The sequence below is a fragment of the Mycobacterium sp. genome (genome assembly GCF_032161845.1).
Classification (GTDB): domain Bacteria; phylum Actinomycetota; class Actinomycetes; order Mycobacteriales; family Mycobacteriaceae; genus Mycobacterium.
The window spans coordinates 1-5,745 of the sequence record NZ_JAVRQA010000452.1; the positions used below are offsets into that span (position 1 = coordinate 1).

Here is a 5,745-nt window from a genome sequence, read left to right on the forward strand (position 1 = left end):
CGTAGTCGCGCTGATTGGAATCGGCGCTTAATTGGTTGCAACGACGCTTACGGTGGTCATTTGCCTGCACCGGCACGCTTCCCTTGATTCGATGCGCGAAGTCGAAACCGTTCAGCCCCTCGCACCCTGCCGAACTTCAGCAGGACGTCCATAGTACCGCTTTCCGCGCCGCTGACGAGCGATTAAGTCCCGTGTTCAGCCGCTGGTCGCGGCCTTGAGGTGCGCCGCGGACGCCATCTTGAGGTGGGTCAGGTCCGACGCCTGGATGTAGCCCTGGTTGACCAGCCGCCGATAGGGCTCTGGGAGCTCACCTGGGTGCACGTCGACGTCGACCTCGGCGACGGGCCGGGCACCAGTCTCGTAGCGCGAGTCAGATCACATAGGCCAGATTGTCGACGATCCGCTGGCCGACCTCGGAGTCTCCGCCCAGGTCGATCGCCGTCGGGCGAGCGTCGGTCATCGGACGGCCGCCTGCGACGCGGGTGAACTGCAGGGCGTCCATCCGGATGGTCGCGGTCGGCTCCACGTCGAAGTCTTCGACCAGCTGTGCCCGTCCGTCGACCGCGACCCTGATGGTGCGGGCCAGCGGTCCGGTCAGTTCGATGGCGACCCGGGATCCGTCGGGCGCCTTGCCAAGCTTGCCGACGACGAAGCCCATGCTGGCCGCCATCTCATCCAACGCCAGACGTGCCGCTGGCGAATCGAGGTCGGTGTCAGACGACGGGAGCGACAGCGCCTCGCGGATGTCCTGTTCGTGCATCCAACAATCGAAGATGCGGACCCGCATGAACCTGCCGTAGGAGTCCGGCCCGGCGGGTGTCGCGGTGACGGTGTTCCAGTCGTCGTCGCTCATCGCCCTCAACGTCTCTCGGCGAGCGGCGGTGACGTCGCGGAATCGCCCGAGCACGTCCGCGGCCGTCTCCCCGTCGAGATGGCGTACCCAGCACTCGTTCATCCCACCGATCGGATTGCGCACGTGAGCCAGCGTCGTCACGTCGACGTCGGCCTCCGGAGTCGGAACGCCGGACAGCATCGACTCGGTGCCGATCACGTGAGCGACGACGTCGTGGACGCACCACCCAGGCAGCGGCGTCGGGGCCCTCCACTGGACGTCGGGCACGTCGGTCAGCACCCCGTCGATACCGTCCCAGGACGCGAAGAGCCCGGCGAGGATCTCGGATCGATCGAGCAGGGTGCGTGGACGTTCGGTCATCCGGGCGATGGTAGACGCCGAGCGTCCTCAACCCGCAGCGATCAGGCCAACCGATGCCAGGGCCAGCACCATCCCCGCCGCTTGCCACCGCGTCACCTTCTCCTTGAGTACCACCAACGCGAGCCCGACCGTGCCCGCCGGATACAACGAGATCAACACACTGGTCAGCGAGAGCATCGACGCGTGCAGCGCCAGGAGCATGGCGACGTTCGCGACGGTGTCCAACACCCCGGCCGCCAGCGCCAGCTTCAGCGGCACCCCCGACGGCGCACTGAGATTGCGCGAGAACGCCGCAATCGCGACGACCAGGAGACTTGCCGACAGTCGGGCGAACACCAGCGGCCACAGGTGCGCATCGACCGGCGCCTGATCGATGAGCACGAAGTTCATGCCGAAGGCGAGGCCCGAACCCAGCGTCAGCCACGCCACCTTCTTCGTGAAGCGGTGTGGGGTCGAATCCTCGTCGCGCACTTCGCGACTCACCAGCACCACCGCGACCAAGGCCAACGCGATCCCTGCATAGGCAAGCCCGCTGGGCCGCTCCCCCATCGTCACGCCTGCGATGATCGGCACACCCGCAACCAGGACGGCCGTCAGCGGCGAGACCAACGACATCGGACCCTCACCCAGCGCGGCGTAGAACCACCACACCCCGAACGCCTGGCTGATACCGCACAGGCCGCCCCACACGATCGCGGGCGTCGACACGTGCCCACCGACCACGACGGCGAGCGCCGTCAACAACATCAGCGCCACCGGATAGGACACCAGCACCACCCGTAGCGCGGCCACCCGCCGCGATGCCAGACCACCGACGAAGTCGCTCACCCCGTAGCCGATTCCGGACACCAGGGCGAAGACGACCCCGATCAGGTCATGCCCTTGGAGCGCCTACCCAGTTCGCGGATTACCTCGCGGTCGGCATCACGCTTGGCCAGATCCTGGCGCTTGTCGTGAGCCTGCTTGCCGCGGGCCAGGGCGAGTTCGACCTTGACCTTGCCGTCGGTGAAGTAGAGCGATAGCGGCACCAGCGAGAGGTTGCCGTCGCGGACCTTGCCGATCAGCGCGTCGATCTCGCCGCGATGCAACAGCAGCTTTCGGTTGCGCCGCGGGGCGTGATTCGTCCAGCTGCCATGGTGATATTCGGGGATGTGGACGTTGCGCAGCCAGATCTCGCCGTCGTCGACGGTGGCGAACGCGTCCGCGAGCGACGCCTGCCCCTCGCGCAGGCTCTTGACCTCGGTACCCATCAGTGCCACTCCGGCCTCGAACGTCTCGAGGATCGAATAGTTGTGCCGCGCGCGACGGTTGGTGGCCACCACCTGGTTGTTGCGGTGCTTCTTGACTTCCGCGGCCGACTTCTTGGCCACCGCTAGCGCCGCACGTACAGCCGCAGGGTGACGTAACCCGTGACCCCCGCCATCGCCACCCCGACGAACAGCAGAATCGGTGCGATGTAGAGGATGTCGGCGTAGTCGATCCTGGCGATCAGATTCGCTTGATAGAACTGGTTGAGCGCCTTCTCGAGGAACAGGGCCCGCACCAGGATCAGCCCGACGATCGAGATCACCACACCGATGAACGCCGCCAACATGGCCTCGACGAGGAAGGGCAGCTGCGTATACCAACGGCTCGCCCCGACCAGTCGCATGATGCCCACCTCCGTTCTTCGTGTGTACGCCGCGACTTGAACCATGTTGGCTATCAACAGGATCGCGCCGACCGCCTGTACCAGGGCCACCGCAAACGCCGCCGCACTCAAACCGTCGAGCACCGCGAAGAGCCTGTCGATGAGGTCCTTCTGGTTGAGGACGTTGAGCACACCGGGTTGGCTCTTGATGGCGTCGTCGAAGTCCTTGTGTTGCTCGGGATTGTCGAGCTTCACCACGAATGATGCGGGAAACGCATCCTTGCCCGCAACGTCTTTGTATTGCGGGAACTTCTTGATCGCGTCCTCGTAGGCATCGTTCTGGTTGAGGAACCGAACCGAACGCACGTCGTTGCGATCCTCGATCTGCTTGCGCAGTGCCTTGCACGGGTCGGCGTCGCACGTCGGGTCGTTGGCCGACACGTCGTTGGTGAGGAAGACCTGGCTCTCGACGCGGTCCAGATAGATGTTGCGGGAACTGTCGGCGAGGCGGACGACGAGCAGGCCGCCGCCGAACAAGCCGATCGAGATGGCGGTCGTCAAGATCATGGCGACCGTCATGGTGACGTTGCGACGAAGTCCGGTGAGAACCTCGTTGACGAGAAAGCCGAAGCGCACTTACCTACCGATCCATTCCATAGACACCGCGCTGTTCGTCGCGGATCAGTCGTCCCAGCTCCAGTTCGATGACTCGCTGGCGCATCGAGTCGACGATGTGATGGTCGTGAGTCGCCATCAACACCGTCGTACCGGTGCGGTTGATCCGCTCGAGCAGATCCATGATGTCCTTGCTGGTATCGGGGTCCAGGTTGCCGGTCGGCTCGTCGGCCAACAGCACCAGCGGCCGGTTCACGAACGCCCTTGCGATGGCGACGCGCTGCTGCTCACCACCGGACAACTCGGTGGGCAGCCGGTTGGCCTTGCCGGACAGGCCCACCATCTCGAGGACGTCGGGCACCACCCTGTTGATCACGTCGGAGCGCTTCCCGATCACCTCGAGCGCAAACGCGACGTTCTCGAACACCGTCTTCTGCTGTAGCAGGCGGAAGTCCTGGAACACACATCCGAGAACCTGCCGCAGGCCGGGGATGTGCCGGCTGGCCAGCTTGTTCACGTGGAACTTCGACACCTGAATGTCGCCGTGCGTCGGGGTGTCCTCGGCGAGGAGCAGCCGCATGAAGGTCGACTTGCCCGATCCGGACGGCCCGATGAGGAAGACGAACTCCCCCTTTTCGATCTTGAGCGAGACGTTGTCCAGAGCTGGCCGTGCCGAGGATTTGTACTGCTTGCTCACGTGGTCGAGGGTGATCATCACGGCACGCCAGTGTAGCGGGGTCCAGTCCGGGAACCGGACTAGCCGGGGGCCAAGGGCGTCGTCGGCACCGGTCCGAAGCCGGGAAGGACCGTCGTCGTGGTGGTGGTCGAGGTGCCCGAACGGTTCGGAACGGGTAGTCCTGGCGACGGTTCCTGGGTCTGCGTCACAGTCGTTGGCGGCAGCGGTCCAAAGCCGTCCGGATCGACCACGGTCGTCGCCGTCGACGGTCCGCTCGTCGTCGGGCTAGTCGCCGACGGGCTCGTCGTCTCCGTCTCGGTCGTCTCGGGGGTGGTGCTCGTCGTCGTCGGCGTGCTGTAGGTCGTTCTTGGGCGCGTCTCGACGTTGGTACGGGGCACCCAGGTGTACTCCGGGTCGGGTACGAACCCGGGCGGCACGACCTGGGTCTCCTGAGACGCCGGCGCGGGCGGGGTGGGCGCATAGGTGTTGTGCAGCCAAGAGACGACGAAGAACGCCAGCACCAGAGCGGCCGTCGAGGTCCGAATCCGACCGTTGACGATGTACCCCGGCCATCCGCGGTCGGTACGCTTTCGGGTGACCCAGTTCCAAAAACTCATGGCCGGTCCTCGGCGTTCTGCGGCTCGACGGGCGGGTTGACGGTGGCCGGGCTCGGGATCGTGTTGATCACCGGTCCGGTATCACCCGAGGTGACGATTCCGGCCCGGATCAGCGTGGCGATCACCAGCAGGCGGAGCCTGCGCCCCACCTCGAACTGCTTGCCGGGCAGGGTCCGCGCGACCATGCGCAAGTTCACGGTGTCGAGTTCGATGCTCTCCACGCCCATCACCTGCGGCGCATCCAAGAGCAGCCGCCGCAGACTGTCGTCCTGCATCGCCTTGTCGCTGACGCTGTGCAGCAGGTCGTCGACCCTGGTGAGGTCGGCGCTGGTCGACACGGGAATGTCGATCACCGCGCGGGCCCAGTCCTTGGACAGGTTCATCGTCTTGACGATCTGGCCGTTGGGGATGGTGAATACCTCCCCTTCGGTGGACCGCAGCTTCGTGACCCGCAGGGTGACGTCCTCGACGGTGCCTTCGGCCGGGGCGGCGATGCCTGCGACGGTGAGTGCCACCAGGTCACCGAAGCCGTACTGCTTCTCGGTGATGACGAAGAATCCCGCGAGCAGGTCCTGCACGATGCGTTGCGCTCCGAAACCGAGCGCGGCACCCAATACCGCGGCCGGCGCGACCAGCGATCCGACCGGAATGGCGATGACGTCGGTGATCTCGACGAGGACCACCACCAGGAGGACGGCGATCGACACCCAGGAGATGACTGATGCGACCGCCTGGCGGTGCTTGGCGGATTCGGTCCGCACCAACTGATCGGTTTCCTGAAAGTCCGCGTCGATGCGTCGGGTGATCTTCTGCGCGGTCCAGCTGATGAACCGGGCGGCCAGTACCGCGAAGATGACCAGCAGGACGATCTTCAGACCCCGCGTGATGATCCACTCGCCGATGCCGCCCCGCCAGAAATCGTGCCAGCGTTGCGTCATCGAGATGGCTACGTACGTCGTGTTAGTCGTCATCTTTCCTATTGCGCCAACGGATT

The 5,745-nt window shown here is 65.2% G+C and carries 8 protein-coding genes; all 8 read right to left on the reverse strand.

The window, feature by feature from the left end; translation table 11 throughout:
- Positions 1-195 precede the first annotated feature (195 nt).
- Genes QOD90_RS24525 through QOD90_RS24560 form a run of 8 tightly spaced genes read right to left on the reverse strand, consistent with a single transcriptional unit; the run spans position 196 to position 5,722 of the window.
- Entirely contained in the window at positions 196-321 is a 126-nt protein-coding gene (locus QOD90_RS24525; RefSeq protein WP_526353958.1) for a hypothetical protein, read from the reverse strand.
- 49 nt (positions 322-370) lie between these two features.
- Positions 371-1,213, reverse strand: coding sequence for a maleylpyruvate isomerase family mycothiol-dependent enzyme (locus QOD90_RS24530; protein WP_526353960.1), 843 nt, complete (start codon positions 1,211-1,213; stop codon positions 371-373).
- A 27-nt stretch (positions 1,214-1,240) separates the two neighbouring features.
- Positions 1,241-2,086: an EamA family transporter gene (locus QOD90_RS24535; RefSeq protein WP_526353968.1), complete on the reverse strand. Its 846-nt coding sequence runs from the start codon at positions 2,084-2,086 to the stop codon at positions 1,241-1,243.
- Positions 2,083-2,583, reverse strand: a complete 501-nt coding sequence (gene smpB / locus QOD90_RS24540) for an SsrA-binding protein SmpB (RefSeq protein WP_526353962.1) — start codon at positions 2,581-2,583, stop codon at positions 2,083-2,085. The genes QOD90_RS24535 and smpB overlap by 4 nt, the downstream gene beginning before the upstream one ends.
- A 2-nt stretch (positions 2,584-2,585) precedes the next feature.
- On the reverse strand, positions 2,586-3,479 hold the full coding sequence (ftsX, locus tag QOD90_RS24545; RefSeq protein WP_526353964.1) for a permease-like cell division protein FtsX: 894 nt from the start codon (positions 3,477-3,479) through the stop codon (positions 2,586-2,588).
- 4 nt (positions 3,480-3,483) lie between these two features.
- On the reverse strand, positions 3,484-4,173 hold the full coding sequence (ftsE, locus tag QOD90_RS24550) for a cell division ATP-binding protein FtsE (protein ID WP_526353970.1): 690 nt from the start codon (positions 4,171-4,173) through the stop codon (positions 3,484-3,486).
- Positions 4,174-4,214: 41 nt separating this feature from the next.
- Positions 4,215-4,751 (reverse strand): Rv3103c family proline-rich protein, encoded by a 537-nt coding sequence (locus QOD90_RS24555; RefSeq protein WP_526353966.1) that lies wholly within the window; start codon positions 4,749-4,751, stop codon positions 4,215-4,217.
- Entirely contained in the window at positions 4,748-5,722 is a 975-nt protein-coding gene (locus tag QOD90_RS24560; RefSeq protein ID WP_526353972.1) for a mechanosensitive ion channel family protein, read from the reverse strand. The genes QOD90_RS24555 and QOD90_RS24560 overlap by 4 nt, the downstream gene beginning before the upstream one ends.
- Positions 5,723-5,745 lie beyond the last annotated feature (23 nt).